Here is a 19,674-nt window from a genome sequence, read left to right on the forward strand (position 1 = left end):
AACGCCTCCTACATGCGTTGGGAAAATTTCCCATAAATAATCACCCGACGCAGAGGAGCCCCCATGAAAACCCGAATCGCACTGCTGGCCGCGGCCGGCGCGCTGTCCATCTTCGCGAGCCCCCTGGCCGCCAACGCACAAGTCTCGGTCAACATCAACGTCCCCGGACTGGTGATGACCGCCCCGCCCCCGCCGCGCTACGAGCCGCTGCCCCCGCCGCGTGGCGGCTTCGTCTGGGTGCCGGGCCGCTGGATGTGGGACGGCCGCGCCTACGCATGGCGTCCGGGCGGCTGGCAGCCCGAGCGCGTGGGCTATGTGTATGCCCCCGGCCGCTGGATCGAGGACCGCGGCGGCTGGCGCTGGACCGAAGGCGACTGGCGCCGTCGCGAGGCTTACCGCGAAGCGCGTCGCGAACGCGAGTGGGAAGAAGACCGCCGCCATGACCGCTACGAGCGCGAACACCGGCACGGCCATGATCGCGACCGCGGCGAGTATTTCTGCCCGCCCGGGCAGGCCAAGAAGGGCAACTGCTGAGGCGCCGAATCGCAGCAGTGCCGCAAACGAAAAGGGAGCCGGACAGGCTCCCTTTTTTGTTCGTCGTCCGCTTCTTGCTTCCTACTTCGTCCGCCGCCGGTCGATGAACGCGATGATCTCGCCCATGATCCCCTTGCGGAAGGCCAGCACGCAGATCACGAAGATCAGGCCCGTGACCATCGTCACCGATTCGCCCAGCGTGTTGAACCACTCCACCGAGGTGATGCGCGCGAGGAAGCTGCCGAGTTCGCCGATCTTGTTCTCCAGCAGCACCACCACCGCCGAGCCCACCAGCGGGCCCGAGATCGTGCCGAGGCCGCCCACCAGCGTCATCAGGATGACCTGGCCGGATGCCGTCCAGTGCACGTCCGACAGCGTGGCGAAGCCCAGCACCAGCGTCTTGAGCGAGCCGGCCAGGCCCGACAGCGCCGCCGAGATCACGAAGGCCAGCAGCTTGAAGCGGCTCACGTCATAGCCCAGCGAGAGCGCGCGCGGCTCGTTCTCCTTGATGCCCTTGAGCACCTGCCCGAAGGGCGAATGGATGGTGCGCACGATCAGCAGGAAAGCCGCCACGACGATGACCAGCGCCACGTAGTACATCGTGAGGTCGTTCGACAGGTCGATCACGCCGAAGAGCTTGCCGCGCGGCACGCCCTGCAGGCCGTCCTCGCCGCCGGTGAACTTGGCCTGCAGCGCGACGAAGAACATCATCTGCGCGAGTGCCAGCGTGATCATCGCGAAGTAGATGCCCTGGCGGCGGATGGCCAGCACGCCGAAGATCCAGCCGAGGAAGGCGCCGGTGAGCGTGCCCGCGACCAGGCCCAGTTCGGGCGTGAGGCCCCAGACCTTGATGGCATGGCCCGCCACGTAGGCCGAGCCGCCGAGGAAGGCCGCATGCCCGAAGGACAGCAGCCCGGTGAAGCCCAGCAGCAGGTTGAACGCGGCTGCGAAGAGCGCGAAGCACATCAGCTTCATCACGAACACCGGATAGGCGCCGAAGAACGGGGCCAGCACCAGTGCGAGCAGCAGCAGCGCGTAGACGACGGTGGAGATCTTTTTCGTGTTCATGCCGCTCGCCTTTTCACTTCTCTTTGCCGAACAGGCCGGCGGGGCGGATGAGCAGCACGATGACCATGATCACGAACACAACCGTCGAGGACGCCTCCGGATAGAAAACCTTGGTGAGCCCTTCGATCACGCCGAGCCCCAGGCCCGTGAGGATCGCGCCCATGATCGAGCCCATGCCGCCGATCACGACCACGGCGAACACCACGATGATGAGGTTCTGCCCCATCAGCGGCGACACCTGGATGACCGGTGCGGCCAGCACGCCGGCGAACGCGGCGAGCGCACAGCCGAAGGCGTAGGTCAGCGTGATCATCAGCGGCACGTTGACGCCGAAGGCCTCCACCAGGCGCGGGTTCTCGGTGCCGGCGCGCAGGTAGGCGCCGATGCGCGTCTTCTCGATCACGTACCAGGTGGCGAAGCACACCACCAGCGATGCCACCACCACCCAAGCGCGGTAGTTGGGCAGCACCATGAAGCCGAGGTCGGTGGCGCTCGACAGCGCGTCGGGTGCGTCGTAGGGCAGGCCCGAGACGCCATAGACCGAGCGGAACACGCCCTCGATCAGCAGCGTGAGGCCCAGCGTGAGCAGCAGGCCGTAGAGATGGTCGAGCTTGTAGATCCAGCGCAGCAGCAGCCGCTCGATGAGCACGCCGAAGATGCCGATGACGATGGGCGCCGCGATCAGCATCACCCAGTAGTTGACGCCGAAATACTCCATGGCCATCCACGTCAGGACGGCGCCGAGCATGAACAGCGCGCCGTGCGCGAAGTTGATGACGTTGAGAAGGCCGAAGATCACCGCCAGCCCGAGGCTCAGGATGGCGTAGAAGGAGCCGTTGACCAGCCCGAGGAGGAGCTGGCTCAACAGGGCGGGAAGGGAAATGTTCATAGAAAGTTCAGGACACCACTGACCGTTTCTTCTTTATCGCGGGGGCCGCCGCGCACGGCCGCCCGAAGCGGCCGGTCCGCCCCCCATTGGAAATGGGGGTTGGCGAAGCGACACGCGGTGCGCGCAGCCTGGGGGTTACTTCCACAAGGCGCACTTGCTCTCGGCCTTGGTGGTGAAGACTTCCTCGCCCTTCAGCTTCTGGACCACCTTGTAGTAGTCCCAGGGCTGCTTCGACTCGGCCGGCGACTTCACCTGCACCAGGTACATGTCGTGCACGAAACGGCCGTCCTCTCGCACGAAGCCCTTGGCGTAGAAGTCGTCGATCGGGGTCTTCTTGATCTGCGCCATCACCGTGTCGGCGTCGGTGGTCTTGGCCGCCTGCACCGCCTTCAGGTAGGTCATGGTGGCCGAGTAGTCGGCGGCCTGGATGTCGGTGGGCATGCGCTTGGTCTTCTCGAAGAAGCGCTTGCCGAAGGCGCGCGTCTTGTCGTCGAGGTTCCAGTCCCAGCTGGTGGTGAGCAGCAGGCCCTCGGTGTTCTTCAGGCCCAGGCTGTGCACGTCGGTCACGAACACCAGCAGGCCGACCATCTTCATGCTCTTGGTGATGCCGAACTCGCGCGCCGCCTTGATCGCGTTCTGCGTATCGCCGCCCGCGTTCGCGAGCGCCAGCACCTGCGCCTTGGAGTTCTGCGCCTGCAGCAGGAACGAGGAGAAGTCCGACGTGTTGAGCGGATGCTTCACGCTGCCGAGCACCGTGCCGCCCTTCTCCTTCACGACCTTGGTCGCGTCGGCTTCCAGCGCCTGGCCGAAGGCATAGTCGGCCGTCAGGAAGTACCAGCTCTTGTCGCCGCGCGCGATGACGGCACTGCCCGTGCCCTTGGCCAGCGCCACGGTGTCGTAGGCGTAGTGCACGGTGTAGGGGCTGCACTGCTCGTTGGTGAGCGCCGAACTGCCCGCGCCGTTCACGATGAACACGCGCTTCTTCTCCTGCGCCACCTTGGCCATGGCCAGGCCGGTGCCCGAGCTGGTGCCGCCGAACAGCATCGTCAGGCCCTGAGTGTCGATCCACTCGCGCGCCTTGGAGGCGGCGATGTCGGCCTTGTTCTGGTGGTCGGCCTGCAGCAGCTCGATGGGCATGCCGTTGACCTTGCCGCCGAAGTCGTCGATGGCCATCTGGATCGCCAGCGCGCCGTTCTTGCCCTCCACGTCCGCGTAGAGGCTCGACATGTCGGTGATGAAGCCGATCTTGACCTTGTCCTGGGCCTGTGCGGCGCCTGTAGCCAACGCGATAGCAAGCGAGATGGCCGAGAACACAACTGTCTTTTTCATGATCATCAGACTCCAGTGAGGAAACGGAAAGTCGTGGGGGCCGCCGCGCACGGCCGCCCGAAGCGGCCGGCCCGCCCCCGGCAGGGGGAAGGCGCGAGCGACACGAAGTGCGCGCAGCCTGGGGCGAGCATCACTTCCAGAGTGCGCACTTCGTCTCGGCCTTGGTCGTGAAGACCTGGTCGCCCGGCAGCGTCTTCAGCACCTTCAGGTAGTCCCAGGGCTTCTTCGACTCGGCGGGCGACTTCACCTCGACCAGGTACATGTCGTGGATGAAGCTGCCGTCGGCGCGGATCTGGCCCTTGCCGTAGAAGTCGTCGATCTTCATGCTCTTGAGCTGCGCCATCACCTTGTCGGAGTCGGTGGTCTTGGCGGCGGCCACGGCCTTGAGGTAGGTCATGGTGGCGGAGTAGTCGGCGGCCTGCACGTCGGTGGGCATGCGCTTGGTCTTCTCGAAGAAGCGGTTGGCGAACTTGCGCGACTCCTCGTTCAGGTCCCAGTACCAGCTGGTGGTGTGCAGCAGGCCTTCGGTGTTCTTCAGGCCCAGGCTGTGGATGTCGCTCAGGAAGACCAGCAGGCCCGCAGTCTTCATCGTCTTGTTGATGCCGAACTCCTTGGCGGCCTTGATCGAGTTGATGGTGTCGCCGCCCGCATTGGCCAGGCCGAGGATCTGCGCCTTGGAGTTCTGCGCCTGCAGCAGGAACGAGGAGAAGTCCGAAGCGTTCAGCGGATGGCGCACCGCGCCCACCACCGTGCCGCCCTTCTCCTTCACCACCTTGGTGGTGTCGGCTTCGAGCGCGTGGCCGAAGGCGTAGTCGGCGGTCAGGAAGAACCAGCTCTTGCCGCCGCGGTCGACCACCGCCGCGCCGGTGCCCTTGGCCAGCGCCACGGTGTCGTAGGCGTAGTGCACGGTGTAGGGGCTGCACTGCTCGTTGGTGAGCACCGAGCTGCCCGCGCCGTTGTTGAAGTACACGCGCTTCTTCTCCTCGGCCACCTTCGCGGTGGCCAGCGCCACGCCCGAGTTGGTGCCGCCGAAGACCATGGTCACGCCGGCGGTGTCGATCCATTCACGCGCCTTGGAAGCGGCGATGTCAGCCTTGTTCTGGTGGTCGGCGGTCAGCAGCTCGATGGGCTGGCCCAGCGCCTTGCCGCCGAAGTCATCGATGGCCATCTGGATGGCGGTGGCGCCGCCCTTGCCTTCGAGGTCGGCGTACAGGCTCGACAGGTCGGTGACGAAGCCGATCTTCACTTTTTCCTGCGCCTGCGCGGCGCCCGCGCTCATGGCGAGGATGCCGACGGCGGTTGCGATGAGGCCGAGTTTCTTGATCATGGCGTTTGTCTCCTGGAGGAATCTTTGTGGGACGGAAGAAAGGTCTTGTGGACGGGTTCGGCGGTGTCGTGTTCTGTCTCTCAGACGCCCAGCAGCTCTGTGAGAACGGGCATCTTGGCTTCGAGTTCGGCCGCGCCGAACTTCTCGACGATGCGGCCGTGCTCCATCACGTAGAAGCGGTCGGCCAGCGGCGCTGCGAAGCGGAAGTTCTGCTCCACCATCACGATGGTGTAGCCCTTGGCGCGCAGCGTGGTGATCATGCGGGCCAGCGCCTGCACGATGACCGGTGCGAGGCCTTCTGAAATCTCGTCGAGCAGCAGCAGCCTGGCGCCGGTGCGCAGGATGCGCGCCACCGCCAGCATCTGCTGCTCGCCGCCCGACAGGCGCGTGCCCTGGCTGTGGCGGCGCTCGGCCAGGTTGGGGAACATGGCATAGATCTCTTCGACCGACATGCCCTTGCCCGCGCCCTTCAGCTCGGGCGGCAGCATCAGGTTCTCCTCGCACGAGAGGCTCGCGAAGATGCCGCGCTCCTCCGGGCAGTAGCCCACGCCGAGGTGCGCGATGCGGTGCGTGGGCAGGCCGATGGTCTCGCGGCCGTTGATCTCGATGCTGCCCTTGCGCGCGCCCGTCAGGCCCATGATCGCGCGCAGCGTGGTGGTGCGGCCGGCGCCGTTGCGGCCCAGCAGCGTGACGACCTCGCCCGGCTGCACGACCATGTCGACGCCGTGCAGCACGTGCGATTCGCCGTACCAGGCTTGCAGGCCTTTGATTTCGAGTGCGGCCGTCATGTCAATGAGCCCCTTGCAGCTGGCCTTCGGTGGTGCCCATGTAGGCCTCCATCACCTGCGGGTTCTTCGAGACCACGGCGTACGGCCCCTCGGCAAGCACCGCGCCGCGCTGCAGCACGGTGATGGTGTCGGCGATGGTCGAGACCACGCTCATGTTGTGCTCCACCATGAGGATGGTGCGGCCGGCCGACACGCGCTTGATGAGATCGGCCACGCGGTGCACGTCTTCGTGGCCCATGCCCTGCGTGGGCTCGTCGAGCAGCATCAGCTCGGGCTCCATGGCCAGCGTGGTCGCGATCTCGAGCGCGCGCTTGCGGCCGTAGGGCAGGTTCACCGTCTGTTCGTCGGCGAGCTCCTCGAGGCCGACTTCGGCCAGCAACTCGCGGGCCCTGGCATCCAGCGGCTTGAGCGACTTCTCGCTCTTCCAGAAGTGGTACGAGGTGCCCAGGCGGCGCTGCAGTCCGAGGCGCACGTTCTCCAGCAGCGTGAGGTGCGGGAACACGGCCGATATCTGGAACGAGCGGATGATGCCGCGGCGCGCGATCTGCGCGGGGCGCTCGCGCGTGATGTCCTGGCCGTTGAAGAGGATCGTGCCGGTGGTGGGCTCGAGGAACTTCGTCAGCAGGTTGAAGCAGGTCGTCTTGCCCGCGCCATTCGGGCCGATGAGCGCGTGGATCGAGCCGCGCACCACCGACAGGTCGACCTTGCTGACCGCTGTGAACCCCTTGAATTCCTTGGTGAGCTGGCGTGTTTCGAGAATGACGTCGCTCATCTCGCGAGGTCGCCCGTTTGCGTGGAAAGAATGTGCGTCATGCGGTCCATCTCAATGCGCCACCATCGAGCGCCGACCGATTGTTCGTGGGTGCCTCGGGCTTGGATACTGGGGCAAATGCCTATGCTGCAGTGCACCCATTCCAGAGGGTCGCCAGCCCCTGCTGCACGACTGTCGTCTCGACGACAAAGCCGGCACGCGAGCCGGCGATGACGCTGCGCATCGACCACTCGCGGCACCGACATTGATTGGGCATGATCGCGCCCATGGCACCAACGACATCGCCGCACATGCCCGACTTCCGCTCACCCGACTTCCTGGCCGACCACATCCGGCACACGCTGGCCTTCTACGAGGGCCGCAACATCGACCCCAGCGGCGGCTTCTTCCATTTCTTCAAGGACGACGGCACGGTGTACGACCGCCGCACCCGCCACCTGGTGAGCAGCACGCGCTTCGTGTTCAACCATGCGATGGCGTACCGGCGCTTCGGCAAGCCCGCCGACCTCGCTGCCGCACGGCATGGGCTGGCCTTCATCGAGCGTGCCCACAGGCAGCAGGATGGCGGCTATGCATGGCAGATCGACTGGCATGAACAGCGCGCCACGGTGCAGGACGGCACCAACCGCTGCTATGGCCTGGACTTCGTGCTGCTCGCGCACGCGCATGCGCTCATGGCCGGCATCGAGGAAGCGCACGCCGGGCTGGAGAACGCCTGGCAGTTGATGGAGGCGCATTTCTGGGAACCGCGGCACCAGCTCTATGCCGACGAGGCCACCACGGACTGGCGCGTGGGCAGCTATCGCGGGCAGAACGCCAACATGCACGCCTGCGAGGCGCTGATGGCGGCCTTCGAGGCCACGCAGGAGTCACGCTACATCGAGCGTGCGCTCGCAGTGGCCGAATCGGTGACGGGCCGGCTCGCGTCGCTGGCCGACGGTCTGGTATGGGAGCACTACCGCGAGGACTGGTCGGTCGACTGGGACTACAACCGCGGCAACAAGACCGACATCTTCAAGCCCTGGGGCTTCCAGACCGGCCACCTGACCGAGTGGGCCAAGCTGCTGCTGCAGCTCGACGGCCATCTTGCCACCCAGGACCGCAAGGCCGAATGGGCGCTGCCGCGCGCGCGCCACTTCTTCGACACCGCCATGCAACGCGGCTGGGACGCCGACAACGGCGGGCTGGTCTACGGCTTCGGCCCCGACGGCAAGGTGTGCGACGGCGACAAGTACTTCTGGGTGCAGGCCGAGAGCTTCGCCGCCGCCGCCCTGCTCGCGCTGCGCACCGGCGAGCCCGGCTACTGGGACTGGTACGACAGCATCTGGGCCTACAGCTGGGAGCACTTCGTCGACCACGCGCACGGCGCCTGGTATCGCATCCTCACGCCGACGAACGAAAAGATCAGCGACGAGAAGAGCCCGGCCGGCAAGACCGATTACCACACGATGGGCGCCTGCTACGACGTGCTGCGCGCTCTTGGCGTCTGAAGGGCACCTGCCCTTTTTCGCGGAACACCGCGGAACCGGCTCTGCCGGTCCGCAGGTGTCGCCCCCGGCGAGGGGGTCGGCGAAGCGACACGAAGTGCGCCAAGCCTGGGGGAGACTAGTGCGCGCCCGCAGCGGCGTCGCCGCCGGCTCCGCCCTTCTGCGGCTTTGCCAGCCACACCAGCGGGATCAGCAGCAGGAACAGGACCGCCGACGCATAGAAGATGTCGTTGGTCGCCAGCATGTACGACTGCTGGTCGACGATGCGGTTGATCTGTCCCAGCACCTGGTCGGTGCTGAAGCCGTTGGCGTTGAGCCCGGCCATCGCGCTCGCCGCGGCGTTGTTGCCCTGGTTGACCGTCTCGGCCAACTGGGCGTGGTGCAGCGTCGCGCGGTTGTCCCACAGCGTGGTCGTGATCGAGGTGCCCATGGCGCCTGCGGTGATCCGCAGGAAGTTCGACAGCCCCGATGCCGCCGGGATGCGGTCGGGCGTGAGGCCCGACAGCGTGATCGTCACCAGCGGGATGAAGAAGAACGCCATCGCGATGCCCTGGATGATCGTCGGGATGATGATCGTCACGAAGTCGGCCTGCGTATTGAAGTTCGAGCGCATCCACAACACCAGCGCGAACACCAGGAACGAGAAGGTCGCATAGCGGCGCGGGTCGATCTTGGCCACCGTGAGGCCCACCACCGGCGAGAAGAAGATCGCCAGCAGCCCCACGGGCGCCATGATCATCCCCGCCTGCGTGGCGGTGTAGCCCATCCACTGCTGCAGCCACAGCGGCAGCAGCACCACGTTGCCGAAGAAGAGGCCGTAGGCCACCGCCGTCGCGACCGCGCCCGACCAGAAGTTGCGGCGCTTGAAGAGCGACAGGTCGACCACCGGGTGCTTGTCGGTCAGCTCCCAGACCAGGAAGAAGGCGAAGCCGACCACGGACACCACGGCCAGCGTGACGATCTGCGCGGAGTGGAACCAGTCGAGCTCCTTGCCCTTGTCGAGCATGAGCTGCAGCGAGCCCACCCACAGCACCAGCAGCGCGAGGCCGATGGCGTCGATGGGCACCTTGTGCGTGGCGCTCTCTCGCTTGTGGTACAGCGCCCAGGTGATGGCCGCCGCGACGATGCCCACCGGGATGTTGATGTAGAAGATCCACGGCCACGAGATGTTGTCGGTGATCCAGCCGCCCAGCAGCGGCCCCATCACCGGCGCGACCAGCGTGGTCATCGACCACATGGCCATCGCGAGGCCCGCCTTGGCGCGCGGATAGCTCGACAGCAGCAGCGCCTGCGACAGCGGGATCATCGGCCCCGCGACGAAGCCCTGCAGCGCGCGGAAAGCGATGAGCGTCGTCATGTTCGGCGCCAGGCCGCACAGCAGCGAGCTGATCATGAAGAGGATCACGCTGGCCATGAACAGGCGCACCTGTCCGAAGCGCTGCGTCATGAAGCCGGTGAGCGGCACCGCGATGGCGTTGGCCACCGCGAAGCTGGTGATGACCCAGGTGCCCTGCGTGGTGCTCACGCCCAGGTCGCCCGAGATGGCAGGCAGCGACACGTTCGCGATCGACGAGTCGAGCACGTTCATGAAGGTTGCCGCAGAAAGCGCGACCGTGCCCCAGACGCGGGCTGCGCCCTCGAGCGGCGGATGCGCAACGTATGCAGGAGCAGCGGTGGCCATGGGGCGGGCTGTTTACCTGGACGGAATGAAAGTCCGGACGAACGCTCGCGCGATCAGCCCGGCTGGCCCTGCACGGCCACGGAAGTGTTCGCGGCGGGCGCCTTGGCGGGAGCCGAAGCTGCCGTCGGCGCACCGCCCTTGCCGCCGATGTTGGCGGCGACGATGCGCTCCACCTCGGCGTCGGCGCCGCGGTCGAGCTGGCTGTAGACCGCGGTCTGCGCCAGCGCGGTGGCGCGCGGGGCGTCGGCGAGCATCTTGCCGCCCTTCTGCGAGATGTCGACCTCGGCGTCCATCGACAGGCCGATGCGCAGCGGGTTGGCCTTGAGCTGCTCGGGGTCGAGCGCGATGCGCACCGGCACGCGCTGAACAACCTTGATCCAGTTGCCGGTGGCGTTCTGCGCGGGCAGCAGCGCGAACGCGCTGCCGGTGCCCACGCCCAGGCCGGCGACCTTGCCGGTGTATTCGACCTTCTTGCCGTACACGTCGGCGGTGAGCTTCACCGGCTGGTCGATGCGGATGTTGCGCAGCTGAACTTCCTTGAAGTTGGCGTCGACCCACAGCTGGTTGAGCGGCACGATCGACATCATCGGCGTGCCGGCGGCCACGCGCTGGCCGAGCTGCACGGTGCGCTTGGCGACATAGCCGTCGACCGGCGCGGGCATGGCCACGCGCTGCGTGGCGAGGTAGGCCTCGCGCACTTTGGCGGCTGCGGCCAGCACGCTCGGGTGCTGAGCCACGCTGGTGCCTTCGGTCAGCGACTGGTTGCTGGCCAGCGCCTCCTTGGCGGCCACCACGCCGGCCTGCGCCGCGGCGAGCTGGCTCTTGGCCGTCTCGAGCTGCGTCTCGGCGTGGTTGAGCTCTTCCTTCGACACGGCGCCGTTGCCCGACAGCGCGCGGCGGCGCTGCAGGTCGTCCTGCGCCTTGGCGATGTCGCTCTGCGCCTTGACGATGTCGGCCTGGCGCAGCGTGACCTGCGCGGCCAGCGAGCCGTTGTTGGCGTACAGCGTGCGCACCTGGCGCACCGCCTGCGCGAGCGCGGCCTCGGCCTGCTCGAGCGCGACCTTGGCATCGGCCGGGTCGAGCTGCACCAGCGGCTGGCCGGCCTTCACGAAGTCGGTGTCGTCGGCGTTGATGGCCATCACGGTGCCGCCGATCTGCGGCGTGATCTGGATGACGTTGCCCGAGACGTAGGCGTTGTCGGTGTCCTCGTAGTGGCTGGCCACCAGCCATTCGTACAGGCCCCAGCCGCCGCCGGCGACGATCACCACCGCGGCGAGCGCGGTGAGTGCGCGGCGGCGCTTGCCGTTGCTGGCGGTCGCCTCGGGGGCTGCGGGAGCTGCGGCTGCAGCGGGCGTCGGAGTGTTGTTGTCGCTCATGATGAAGTTCTTTCCGAAGACGAAGGGGTCGGGCCGGGCTGGATCTGCGCTGTGCCTGTCAGTTCAGCGGGGCCGAGGGAGCCGATGCGGTGGCGGTGGCCGGCGGCTGCCAGCCGCCGCCGAGTGCGCGCGCCAGGCCCACCTGGGTGTCGAGCGCGCGGGCGGCGAGGTCGACCGCCAGGCGGCGCTGGGCCAGCACGGCGGTCTCGGCCGTCAGCACGTTGAGGTAGTTGCCGAGGCCCGCGCGGTAGCGCTGCACGGCGATGTCGTAGGCGCCTTCGGCGGCCGTCTGCGCGGCGCGCTGCTCGGCCTGCTGGCGTGCGATCGACTGGGCGCTCGTGACCTGGTCGGCCGCGTCGCGCACCGCGTCGACGACCGTGGCGTTGTAGCTCTCGACGGCGGCATCGAGGTCGGCCGACTTGCCGCGCAGGTTGGCGCGCAGCCTGCCGCCTTCGAAGATCGGCAGGCTGATGGCCGGGCCCACGCCCCACTGCTCGCTGCCCGACTTCAGCAGCTTGCCGAAGCCCAGGCTCTGGAAGCCGACGAAGGCCGTGAGGTTCACGTTGGGATAGAAGAGGGTCTTGGCATTCGCCACGTCGCTGGTGGCCGCTTCGACGCGCCAGCGCGCGGCGGCGATGTCTGCGCGGCGGCCGAGCAGGTCGGCCGGGATGTTCGCCTGCAGCGACATCGGCTTCACGCCAGCCAGCACCGGCGGCTTGAGCGAGGCGGTGACGTTCGGCTGGCCCACCAGCGCGTCGAGCGCGTGCTGCTGCAGCGCGATCTGCTCGTTGAGCGCTTCGATCTGCTGGCGTGCCTCGGGCAGGCCGCCTTCGCTCTGGCGCAGTTCGAGGCGGGTGTCCAGGCCGGCGGACACGCGGTCGCGCACAAGCTTCAGGGTTTCGTCACGCTGCTCCAGCGTGCGCTTCGCGACGGTGAGCTGGTCGTTCAGGCGAGCCCACTGGAAGTAGCTGCGCGCCACGTTGCTCGCGAGCAGCACGCGGGCGGCGTCGGCATCAGCGGCTGCGGCGTTGGCGGCGCCGATGGCGGTGTCGAGCGCGGTGCGGTTCTTGCCGAAGAAGTCGAGCTCCCAGCTCGCGCCCAGCTGCAGCAGGCCGATGTTCTGGGTGGAGCCGCCCAGCGGCGCCGGATAGATGTAGTTGCTGTTGAACTTCTGGCGGTTCAGGTCGAGATCGGCCTTGACCTGCGGCTTGAGCGCGGCGCCGGCGATGTCGGCCGAAGCCTGGGCGCGAGCAAGGCGGGCCTGCGCGACCTGCAGGTTGGGGTTGCCGGCCACGGCCTGGTCGATGAGCGAGTTGAGCTGCGAATCGCCGAAGGCCAGCCACCACTGGCTGTCGAGGCGGGATGCCGGCACGGCGGCGCTATCGGGGGCGATGCCCAGCGACGTGGCGTCGCGCAGCTTTGCCTGCGAGCCGATGCCGGCCATGTCGGCGCAGCCTGCGAGTGCGACCACCAGCAGCGCGGCGGCCACGACGGGAGTGCGACGCATGGCGCGCACGGCGAGGGAGTCAGTCATTTTTATCTCCACGGGCCGCGAGGGCCTGGGCGTTGTCGAGGATGCGGCGCAGATAACCCTTGAGCTGCTCCCATTCCTCGGTGGTGAAACCTGCGAGGTGCTCGTTCTGCACCCTGCTGAGCACGTGCGGCACTTCCTTGGCGGCCGCGCGGCCTTCGTCGGTGAGCTCGATGTTGACCACGCGCCGGTCTTCGAGCGAGCGCACCCGGCGGCACAGGCCCTTGGCCTCGAGGCGGTCGAGCAGGCGCGTCATGGCGCCGGTGTCGAGCTCGCAGGCGCGGGCCAGTTCGGCCACCGTGGTGGCCGCACCGACGTGCAGCTTGTAGAGAGGCACCCACTGCGGATAGGTGGGGCTGCCCGGTTCGCACATGCGGGTTTCGACCGACTGGCCGACCGCCGTGACGATGCGGCGCATGAGGTAGCCGATGCTCTCCTCCGCGCGATAGGTTTCGGGACTGTAGAAGGCGACGGGCGCACGACGCTCCTCGCCGGGGGAAGCCGGCGGCTTTTGAGGGGTGTTGGCATCGCTCATGGGTCAAATATTAGTTGCCTCGGCAATTATTGTCAAGGCTACCTTTGTAGAGGCAAGGGATCGGTAGAATCAGCTCATGGCTTCATCCCCACCGTCTTCCATGGCCAAGGGCTCGCCCCGATCGCTCTCGGGCCTGAGCCCTTTTCTTCGCCCGTACCGCGTGCAGATCGTGCTGGCAGGCGTCTTCCTGGTGATGGCGGCGGTCACGACGCTGGCTTTTCCTATCGCCTTGCGCAGCCTGATTGACAACGGCTTGATCAGCGCCGACAAGGGCGCCCAGACCATGGCGCTGCGCGAGCACTTCGGCGCCCTCTTCGCCGTGGCCGTGGCGCTGGGTGTCTTCTCCGCGGCGCGCTTCTATACCGTGAGCTGGCTGGGCGAGCGCGTGACGGCCGACATCCGAAACGCCGTCTACGGCCACGTGCTCAAGCAGAGCCCCGCCTTCTTCGAGACCACGCAGACCGGCGAGGTGCTCTCGCGCCTGACGGCCGATACCACCCTGGTGCAGACGGTCGTCGGCTCGTCGCTCAGCATGGGCCTGCGCAACGCCGTGATGGGCGTGGGCGCCCTGGCGGTGCTGATCTGGACCAACCCTTATGTGATGGTGCAGGTGCTGGGCATCCTCGTGCTGGTGGTGCTGCCGAGCATGGTGTTCGGCCGCCGCGTGCGCAAGCTCTCCCGCGCCAGCCAGGACCGCGTGGCCGATTCGAGCGCCATCGCCGCCGAGGTGCTGAATGCCATTCCGGTGGTGCAGAGCTACACGGCCGAAGGCCGCGAGGCCGCGCGTTTCAGCGGCTCGACCGAGAACGCCTTCCGCACCGCCGTGCGCCGCACCCGCGCCCGCTCGGTGCTCGTGGCCTTCATCATCATCGCGACCTCCGCGGCGCTGCTCTGGGGTCTCTACCAGGGCACGCAGGCGGTGCTGCGCGGCGACATCACCGCCGGCCACCTGGGCCAGACCGTCGTCTACGTCGCCATCCTCGCCAGCGCGACCGCCGTGCTCGGCGAGGTGTACGGCGACCTGCTGCGCGCGGCCGGCGCGACCGAGCGCTTGATGGAACTGCTGCACGCGCCTGCGGCCATCGTGTCCCCCGCCGACCCGGCGGTCGCACCGGTGCCGGTGGCGGGCAGCGCGATCAAGTTCGACGCGGTGACCTTCCACTACCCTTCCCGCCCCGGCACGCCGGCCCTGCGCGACTTCAGCCTCGAAGTCGCGCCCGGCGAGACCGTCGCGCTGGTGGGGTCGAGCGGTGCTGGCAAGAGCACCGTGTTCCAGCTGCTGCTGCGCTACTACGACCCGCAGACCGGCCGGGTGCTGCTCGACGGCGCACCGCTGGCCTCGCTGGCCCTGCCGGAGCTGCGCACCCGCATCGGCCTCGTGCCGCAGGACGCGGTGATCTTCTCGGCCAGCGCGTTCGAGAACATCCGCTACGGCAACCCCGAGGCGACGGCCGAGGAAGTGCAGGCAGCCGCCCGCGCCGCCTTCGCCCACGACTTCCTGCAGGCGCTGCCGGAGGGATACGACACCTTCCTCGGCGAGCGAGGCGTGCGACTTTCGGGCGGACAGCGACAGCGCATCGCGATCGCGCGCGCGATCCTGAAGAACCCTCCGCTTCTGCTGCTCGACGAAGCCACGAGCGCGCTCGACGCGGAAAGCGAGCGCATGGTGCAGGCCGCACTGGAGTCGGCGATGGAGAACCGGACCACCCTGGTGATCGCCCACCGCCTGGCCACCGTCCAGAAGGCCGACCGCATCGTGGTGCTGGACCACGGCGGGATCGTCGAACAGGGAACGCACGCGGCGCTGGTCGCGCAGGGCGGCGTTTACGCGCGGCTGGCCGCGCTTCAGTTCACGGCCTGAGCAGGACCGCGGTGCCGGCACCGGCTGATCGCCGGCTGCCCGTTTACTGCAGGGTCTCTTTCAGCGCAGCCGGAATCGGCAGCGCCATCACCGGAATGCCTTCATCGAGCAGCGCCTCGGCCTGCTCGGGCGTGGCATGTCCTCGGATGCCGCGCTCGGGGGCCTCGCCGTAGTGCATCTTGCGGGCCTCGTCCGCGAAGCGCTCGCCGACGTCCTCGGTCTTTGCCAGCACCTCGCGCACCGCACGCATCCAGCGGGCCTCGGGCGAGAGTTCGGCGGGCGCATTGCTGGCAGCGGCAGGCGCGGCGGTCACGGATGTGGATGTGGCCGCCTCTTTCGGCGCCTTGGCATTGCCCAGGTTGAGACGGGGAGCGCTCAGCAGCTTGACGATGGCGGTGTCGCCGCAGACCGGGCATTCGACCAGGCCGGAGGCCAGCTGGGTCTCGAAATCCTCGCTGGAGGCGAACCAGCCCTCGAAGCCGTGGCCATGGGTGCAGCGGAGATCGAGAACCTTCATGTCGCGGATTATCCCGCGCCGCCCTGCGCGGGTGCGGCCTGCCAGTCCAGTGCCCATGCGCCCGAAAGGACGTTCTGCAGCCACAGCGTGCACGTCAGCGTCTTGGCGTCGGTGACCTTGCCTTCGCGGCACCAGCCGACCAGCTCGTCGGGCGTGGCGGTGAACACGTCGAGGAACTCGCCGTGGTCGAGCTGCCGCTCGCCGAGCGAGAGCCCGCGCGCGAAATAGATGTGGATGATCTCGGTCGAGTAAGCCACCGCCAGGTGCATCGCGCCTGCGTAGGCCCATTCGCGCGCGGTGTAGCCGGTTTCCTCGATCAGCTCGCGTCGGCCGCAGTCGAAGGGGTCCTCGCCCGCATCGAGCTTGCCCGCCGGAAACTCGATCATCACGTGGCCGACCGGGTACCGGAACTGCCGCTCGAGCACGACACGGCCGTCGTCGAGCAGCGGAATCACCACCACCGCGCCTGGATGCAGCACGTATTCGCGCGTGGCGCTGTGGCCGTCGGGCAGGCGGATGGTGTCGCGCCGGGCCTTGAGGAACCTGCCCTCGAACAACTCCTCGCGGCTCAGGAGCTCTTCCTTCAGGTGCGAATCGACGGTGTCGGCGGGTTTGGTGGTCATGTCGTCCTTGCCAGTCTCGATGCCAGTGTCAGTGCCTGTGCTTCATCAGGTAGCGCCAGGTGAAGCCCGGAAAGGCCAGCACGACGAACAGCGCGCCGGTCACCGCATAGAACTCCCAGCCCTGCGTGGCGATCTGCCCTGCCCTGCGCTCGAACAGCAGCCCGACGCCGCCGGCCAGAAAGTACAAGACCACCAGTTCGGCGAGGCGCACCGCGAGCGACTTGGGAGCAGTCGCGAGCGGCACGACGCCGAGCAGGCGGTCGTTGAAGAACGGCAGATTGGCGGCCAGGAGGGCCACCAGAAGAACGACCCAGACCGACGCGGTTTGCGACACCCGAGGTCGGCCGCGTCAGTGGGCCAGCGTCGCCACGATCGCGTCGTAGCACAGCGTCATCAGCCCGCCGGGCAGGATGCCCAGGATCAGGATCAGCGCGCCGTTGATCGTCAGCACGGTACGCACGTCGCGCGGTGCCGACACGGTGGTGGCCGTGACGGGCGCGTCGAAGTACATGACCTTGACCACGCGCAGGTAGTAGAACGCGCCGATCAGCGACATCATCACCGCGAACACGGCCAGGCCGATGTAGATGGCGTGGCCCGAGGCAATCAGCGCCTGCAGCACGGCCAGCTTCGCGTAAAAGCCGACCAGCGGCGGCAGGCCCGCCAGCGAGAACATCGCGATCGACATCACGCCGGCGTACAGCGGGCTGCGCTGGTTCAGGCCGGCGAGGTCGGTGATCTCCTCGCTCTCGAAGCCTTCGCGCGCCAGCAGCAGGATGATGCCGAAGCTCGCCAGCGTGGTCAGCACGTAGGTCACGATGTAGAACATCGCGGCGCTGTAGGCGTACTGGGCGTTGTACGTGCCCTGCTGGTCCGAGCCGGCGACCAGGCCGAGGAGCATGAAGCCCATCTGCGAGATCGTCGAGTACGCCAGCATGCGCTTGAGGTTGCTCTGCGCGATGGCGGCCAGGTTGCCGACCAGCAGCGAGGCGATGGCCAGCACGGCGAGCATCTGCTGCCAGTCGATGGCCAGCGGCTGCAGCGCGTCGACCAGCAGGCGGATGATGATCGCGAAGGCGGCCAGTTCGGGCGCAGCGCCGATCAGCAGCGTGATCGCCGTCGGTGCGCCCTGGTAGACGTCGGGCACCCACATGTGGAACGGCGCAGCACCCACCTTGAAAGCCAGGCCGGCGACGATGAACACCAGGCCGAACACCAGCACTTGGTGGTTCACCTTGCCGCTGGCGATGGCCTTGAACACCTCGTTCACGTCGAGCGAGCCGGTAGCACCGTACATCATCGACAAGCCATAGAGCAGGAAGCCGCTGGCCATGGCGCCGAGCACGAAGTACTTCATGGCGGCTTCGCTGGCGACGGCGTTGTCGCGGCGCAGCGCCACCAGGGCGTAGCTCGAGAGCGTCAGCAGTTCGAGGCCCAGGTAGATCAGCAGGAAGTTGCTGCCCGAGATCATCACGAACATGCCCAGCAGCGCGAACATGCTGATGGTGAACATTTCGCCGCCGCGCAGCATCTCGCGATCGGCCGCATAGGGACGGCCGTAGACCAGCGTGACCATCAGCGCCACGGTGGAGAAGCACTTGAGCCAGTTGCCCATCGGGTCGCTGACCACCATGCCGCCGAAACCGTAGATGGTCTTGCCTGCGGAGGCGTGCAGCCCCGACAGGACGGCCACCACGGCCAGCGTGAGCAGTGTCAGCACATAGGTGCGGGTACGGCGCGGGCTCGTGTCCGACAGGTCGACCAGCGCAATGATGCAGGCCATGACCAGCAACACGATTTCGGGGTAGATCGTGACCCAGCTGAGTTTGTCAATCATCTCGTTCTCTTCTTCAGCGTGGCATCAGGAGGGCAGCTTCGAAACAGCCACGTGGCGCAGCAGCTCGGTCACGGAGGCGTCCATCGCGTCGGTGAACGGCTTCGGGAACAGGCCCATCCACAGCACGGCGATGGCCAGCAGTGCCAGCATCAGGAATTCGCGCGAATTGATGTCGCTGAGTTCCTTCACGTGGTCGTTGCCAACCGGTCCCAGATACACGCGCTTGTACATCCAGAGGGTATAGGCGGCGCCGAAGATCAGCGCGGTGGCCGCACCCAGGCCGATCCAGAAGTTGGCCTTCACGGCACCCAGGATCACCATCCACTCGCCCACGAAACCGGCGGTGCCCGGCAGGCCGCAGTTGGCCATGGCGAACAGCAGCGCGAACGCGGCGAACTTGGGCATGGTGTTCACCACGCCGCCGTAGTCGGCGATCTGGCGCGAGTGCACGCGGTCGTACAGCACGCCGATGCCCAGGAACATGGCGCCCGAGACGAAGCCGTGGGCAATCATCTGCACGATGCCGCCGGACACGCCAAGCTCGTTGAAGATGAAGAAGCCCAGCGTCACGAAGCCCATGTGCGCCACCGACGAGTAGGCCACCAGCTTCTTCATGTCCTGCTGCACCAGCGCCACCAAGCCGACGTAGATCACGGCGATCAGCGACAGCGCGATCATGAGCCAGGCCCACTCGTGCGAGGCGTCGGGAGCGATGGGCATCGAGAAGCGCAGGAAGCCGTAGGCACCCAGCTTCAGCATGATCGCGGCCAGCACGGCGGAACCGCCCGTGGGCGCCTCGACGTGCACGTCGGGCAGCCAGGTGTGCACCGGCCACATCGGCACCTTCACCGCGAAGGCGGCGAAGAAGGCGAAGAACAGGAAGGTCTGCGCGGTCGCACCCAGCGGCAGCTTGTGCCACGACAGGATGTCGAAGCTGCCGCCCGACTTGTTGTACAGGTAGATCAGCGCCACCAGCATCAGCAGCGAGCCGAGCAAGGTGTAGAGGAAGAACTTGAAGGCCGCGTAGATCTTGTTCGGGCCGCCCCAGATGCCGATGATCAGGTACATCGGGATCAGCGTGGCTTCGAAGAAGACGTAGAACAGCACGCCGTCGAGCGCGGCGAACACGCCGATCATGAGGCCCGACAGGATCAGGAACGCGCCCATGTACTGGTTCACGCGCTCGGTGATCACTTCCCAGGCCGAGATCACCACGATGACCGTGATGAACGACGTCAGCAGCACCAGCCAGAGCGACAGACCGTCGACCCCGAGGTGGTAGTTGACGTTGAAGCGCGAGATCCAGCCCGTCTTCTCGACGAACTGCATCGCGGCGGTGCCGTTCTGGAAACGCGTGAACAGCGGCACCGTGACCAGGAAGCTCACGATGGAACCGACGAGCGCGACCCAGCGCACGCCCCTGGCGTGCTCGTCACGGCCAAACGCCAGCAGCACGGCACCGAATGCGATCGGCACCCAGATGGCAAGGCTCAACAAACCCATTTTTCTTTTTCTCCAG

18 protein-coding genes are annotated in these 19,674 nt (G+C 67.1%); 3 read left to right on the forward strand and 15 right to left on the reverse strand.

Annotation, left to right across the window (positions count from 1 at the left end; all coding sequences use genetic code 11):
- The first annotated feature begins 63 nt into the window (after positions 1-63).
- The gene (locus tag G369_RS0107470; protein ID WP_019653364.1) at positions 64-534 is read left to right on the forward strand and encodes a YXWGXW repeat-containing protein; all 471 of its coding nucleotides are present in this window, start codon (positions 64-66) and stop codon (positions 532-534) included.
- A gap of 81 nt (positions 535-615) precedes the next feature.
- Here G369_RS0107470 and G369_RS0107475 read toward each other — a convergent pair whose 3' ends face one another.
- The 6 genes from G369_RS0107475 to G369_RS0107500 all read right to left on the reverse strand — a co-directional run bounded on the left by G369_RS0107475 (position 616) and on the right by G369_RS0107500 (position 6,707).
- A complete protein-coding gene (locus tag G369_RS0107475) occupies positions 616-1,602 on the reverse strand; it encodes a branched-chain amino acid ABC transporter permease (protein WP_019653365.1) in 987 nt (328 codons plus the stop codon).
- Between the two features lie 13 nt (positions 1,603-1,615).
- Positions 1,616-2,491 carry a branched-chain amino acid ABC transporter permease gene (locus tag G369_RS0107480; RefSeq protein WP_019653366.1) on the reverse strand — a complete coding sequence of 292 codons (876 nt, stop codon included), beginning with the start codon at positions 2,489-2,491 and terminating at the stop codon, positions 1,616-1,618.
- A 135-nt stretch (positions 2,492-2,626) separates the two neighbouring features.
- A complete protein-coding gene (locus tag G369_RS0107485; protein WP_026346258.1) occupies positions 2,627-3,820 on the reverse strand; it encodes an ABC transporter substrate-binding protein in 1,194 nt (397 codons plus the stop codon).
- Between the two features lie 130 nt (positions 3,821-3,950).
- On the reverse strand, positions 3,951-5,147 hold the full coding sequence (locus tag G369_RS0107490; protein ID WP_019653368.1) for an ABC transporter substrate-binding protein: 1,197 nt from the start codon (positions 5,145-5,147) through the stop codon (positions 3,951-3,953).
- A gap of 80 nt (positions 5,148-5,227) precedes the next feature.
- Entirely contained in the window at positions 5,228-5,935 is a 708-nt protein-coding gene (locus G369_RS0107495; RefSeq protein ID WP_019653369.1) for an ABC transporter ATP-binding protein, read from the reverse strand.
- A 1-nt stretch (position 5,936) separates the two neighbouring features.
- A complete protein-coding gene (locus tag G369_RS0107500; protein ID WP_019653370.1) occupies positions 5,937-6,707 on the reverse strand; it encodes an ABC transporter ATP-binding protein in 771 nt (256 codons plus the stop codon).
- 266 nt (positions 6,708-6,973) lie between these two features.
- Here G369_RS0107500 and G369_RS0107505 point away from each other — a divergent pair, with 266 nt between their 5' ends.
- Positions 6,974-8,197 carry an AGE family epimerase/isomerase gene (locus G369_RS0107505; RefSeq protein ID WP_026346259.1) on the forward strand — a complete coding sequence of 408 codons (1,224 nt, stop codon included), beginning with the start codon at positions 6,974-6,976 and terminating at the stop codon, positions 8,195-8,197.
- Between the two features lie 115 nt (positions 8,198-8,312).
- On the opposite strand, the gene G369_RS0107510 is transcribed toward G369_RS0107505, so the two are convergent.
- The 4 genes from G369_RS0107510 to G369_RS0107525 are packed head-to-tail and all read right to left on the reverse strand — an operon-like array spanning position 8,313 to position 13,317.
- Positions 8,313-9,875, reverse strand: coding sequence for a DHA2 family efflux MFS transporter permease subunit (locus G369_RS0107510; protein ID WP_019653372.1), 1,563 nt, complete (start codon positions 9,873-9,875; stop codon positions 8,313-8,315).
- Between the two features lie 53 nt (positions 9,876-9,928).
- Positions 9,929-11,251: an HlyD family secretion protein gene (locus G369_RS0107515; RefSeq protein WP_019653373.1), complete on the reverse strand. Its 1,323-nt coding sequence runs from the start codon at positions 11,249-11,251 to the stop codon at positions 9,929-9,931.
- A gap of 58 nt (positions 11,252-11,309) precedes the next feature.
- On the reverse strand, positions 11,310-12,785 hold the full coding sequence (locus tag G369_RS0107520) for an efflux transporter outer membrane subunit (protein ID WP_019653374.1): 1,476 nt from the start codon (positions 12,783-12,785) through the stop codon (positions 11,310-11,312).
- Complete coding sequence (locus G369_RS0107525) at positions 12,778-13,317, reverse strand: MarR family winged helix-turn-helix transcriptional regulator (protein ID WP_019653375.1); 540 nt, start codon at positions 13,315-13,317, stop codon at positions 12,778-12,780. Before G369_RS0107525 ends, G369_RS0107520 begins: the two co-directional genes overlap by 8 nt.
- 76 nt (positions 13,318-13,393) lie before the next feature.
- Here G369_RS0107525 and G369_RS0107530 point away from each other — a divergent pair, with 76 nt between their 5' ends.
- The gene (locus G369_RS0107530; protein ID WP_019653376.1) at positions 13,394-15,178 is read left to right on the forward strand and encodes an ABC transporter transmembrane domain-containing protein; all 1,785 of its coding nucleotides are present in this window, start codon (positions 13,394-13,396) and stop codon (positions 15,176-15,178) included.
- A gap of 43 nt (positions 15,179-15,221) precedes the next feature.
- On the opposite strand, the gene G369_RS0107535 is transcribed toward G369_RS0107530, so the two are convergent.
- The 5 genes from G369_RS0107535 to G369_RS0107555 are packed head-to-tail and all read right to left on the reverse strand — an operon-like array spanning position 15,222 to position 19,658.
- Positions 15,222-15,695 carry a DUF1178 family protein gene (locus G369_RS0107535; RefSeq protein ID WP_019653377.1) on the reverse strand — a complete coding sequence of 158 codons (474 nt, stop codon included), beginning with the start codon at positions 15,693-15,695 and terminating at the stop codon, positions 15,222-15,224.
- 8 nt (positions 15,696-15,703) lie between these two features.
- Entirely contained in the window at positions 15,704-16,318 is a 615-nt protein-coding gene (locus G369_RS0107540; RefSeq protein WP_019653378.1) for an NUDIX domain-containing protein, read from the reverse strand.
- 28 nt (positions 16,319-16,346) lie between these two features.
- The gene (locus G369_RS0107545; RefSeq protein WP_019653379.1) at positions 16,347-16,652 is read right to left on the reverse strand and encodes a DUF2818 family protein; all 306 of its coding nucleotides are present in this window, start codon (positions 16,650-16,652) and stop codon (positions 16,347-16,349) included.
- 15 nt (positions 16,653-16,667) lie between these two features.
- Positions 16,668-18,155: an NADH-quinone oxidoreductase subunit NuoN gene (gene nuoN / locus G369_RS0107550; RefSeq protein ID WP_019653380.1), complete on the reverse strand. Its 1,488-nt coding sequence runs from the start codon at positions 18,153-18,155 to the stop codon at positions 16,668-16,670.
- 24 nt (positions 18,156-18,179) lie between these two features.
- On the reverse strand, positions 18,180-19,658 hold the full coding sequence (locus G369_RS0107555; protein WP_019653381.1) for an NADH-quinone oxidoreductase subunit M: 1,479 nt from the start codon (positions 19,656-19,658) through the stop codon (positions 18,180-18,182).
- Positions 19,659-19,674: the final 16 nt, after the last annotated feature.

The organism is Variovorax atrisoli 110B, assembly GCF_000382045.1.
In the GTDB taxonomy this organism is placed as follows: Bacteria; Pseudomonadota; Gammaproteobacteria; order Burkholderiales; family Burkholderiaceae_C; genus Variovorax; species Variovorax atrisoli.